Source organism: Microbacterium sp. BF1, from assembly GCF_019279095.1.
GTDB classification, from domain to species: Bacteria; Actinomycetota; Actinomycetes; order Actinomycetales; family Microbacteriaceae; genus Microbacterium; species Microbacterium maritypicum.
This window is the reverse complement of sequence record NZ_JAGYWT010000506.1, coordinates 1-1,714: the sequence shown is the minus strand read 5'-3', so window position 1 is coordinate 1,714 and position 1,714 is coordinate 1. Positions and strand designations below refer to the sequence as shown.

The 1,714-nt window shown below is 69.6% G+C and carries 2 protein-coding genes; both read right to left on the bottom strand.

From position 1 onward, the window contains the following. Window positions 1-1,140: FGGY-family carbohydrate kinase (locus KZA10_RS14210; RefSeq protein ID WP_218683210.1), on the bottom strand; the 1,140-nt coding region annotated here is incomplete at its 3' end. 283 nt (window positions 1,141-1,423) lie between these two features. Then, the coding region (locus KZA10_RS14205) for a substrate-binding domain-containing protein (protein WP_218683209.1) at window positions 1,424-1,714 on the bottom strand (291 nt) is incomplete at its 5' end.

The window sequence follows — 1,714 nt, the reverse complement described above, 5'->3', positions numbered from 1 at the left end:
GACGTTGTGCCGCACACCGAGCGCCGTGGCCTCGAGGGCCGCCCGGTAAAGATCGCCTCTGGTGTGCTCGAGCGTGAGGCCGGCGATCACGCCGCGGGCATCGGGGTCCTGGATCGGTGTGCGCTCACCCGCGAAGTACGGCAGCATCAGCAGCCCCTCGGCACCGGGGCCGGACTCCGCGGCCTCGGCCAGCAGCTGCGGATAGTCGGTGCCGGTCAGGCCTTTGAGCCAGGCGGTCAGCGCCCCCGAGGTCGAGAGGCCGCCCGCGAGGTTCCGGGTGCCGGCGAAGGCACCGGCCGTCGTCCACATCGACGGCGTGCGCAGGGTCTCCTCACCGGTGAGGACCATGAACATGGTCGTGCCGTACATCAGCATCAGGTCGCCCGGCTCGTGGGCGCCGACGCTGACGGCCTCGGTCCAGGCATCGATCGTGCCGGTGATCACCGGGGTGCCGACGGGGATCCGGGTGAGCGCCGCCGCCTCGGCCGTCACCTGGCCGGCGACGTCGCCGGCCCACGCCAGCGTGGGCTGCTCGAGATTCTCCGAATATCGCGCCCACCAGGCCCCGTGCCATCGTTCGTTCTCGATGTCGTAGAGCGGCGAGACCTGGCTCGCCGACTGGTGGTCGAGCATATAGGCGCCGGTGAGTCTGCGAGCCAGCCACGACGCGGGCATGTACAGACGACGGGCCCGTGCCCACGGGTCGTGCTCCTCGTCCGCGATCCAGACGATCTTGGGGCCTCCTGCCTGCGAGGTCAGGGCCGATCCGCCGATCCGGGTGATCTCGTCCGCGCCGAGATCGGCGGTCATCCGCTCGATCTGCGCGGTGGCGCGGGTGTCGACGCCGTAGAGGATGGCCGGACGCACGGGCTCGTCGTCCTCATCGGCGAGCAGGATGCACGGCCCCATGCCGCTCACGCCGACCCCGGCGATCTCGGCCTCCGGTACGCGCTCGAGCAGTTCCCGCGCGAGCTCGACGAACTCCTGCCACCAGATGTCGCCGTCCATCTCGACCCACCCGGTGTGCGGACGACTCACCTCGTGCGCACGGGTCGCCGACGCGATGATCGTGCCGTCGGCACCCACCAGCACGCCTTTGCTGCTGGATGTGCCGATGTCCACCCCGAGGGTGCAGCGCATGGCGTCCTCCTTGAAACCCGAGCCACAGAATCTGAAACCTGTGGCCACTGTACGCGAAATCGATTTCAAGCCGCAAGGAGGTCGGGCCTCTCCTGCACGATCGGTGCGAAAAACCCCTTCTTCACGGTTCGCGGGATCGGTGCGCTACGGCACCGGGCGCGGTTCGACGCCCTCGACGCGAAATTCGATGCACGGCTCGACTCGATCGACCGCGGACTCGAAGACCTCGACAAGGAGGTCGCGAATCTGGCGACGCGCTTCCGGGGGGTCTCGCTGAGACCGCTCAGCTCCGCGGAGTCGCGGGCTGCACCTCGTTGCGCAAGACGACGGTCCTCGCCGGCTGGCGATCGCCCTTGATGCGCTCGAGCAGCATCCGCGCCGCCGTCACACCCATGTGCCGTGCCGGCAGGCGGACCACCGTGACGGCGCTGGGTGAGAGCGTCGTGAACGGCAGCGAGCCGATGACCGCGACACCGACTGCCGGAGGGGTGAGTCCGTGCTCGGTCAGCACCTGGATCGCACCGACCCCGATCAGGTTGTTGCCGGCGACGACCGCGTCCGGCGGGTCGGGGAG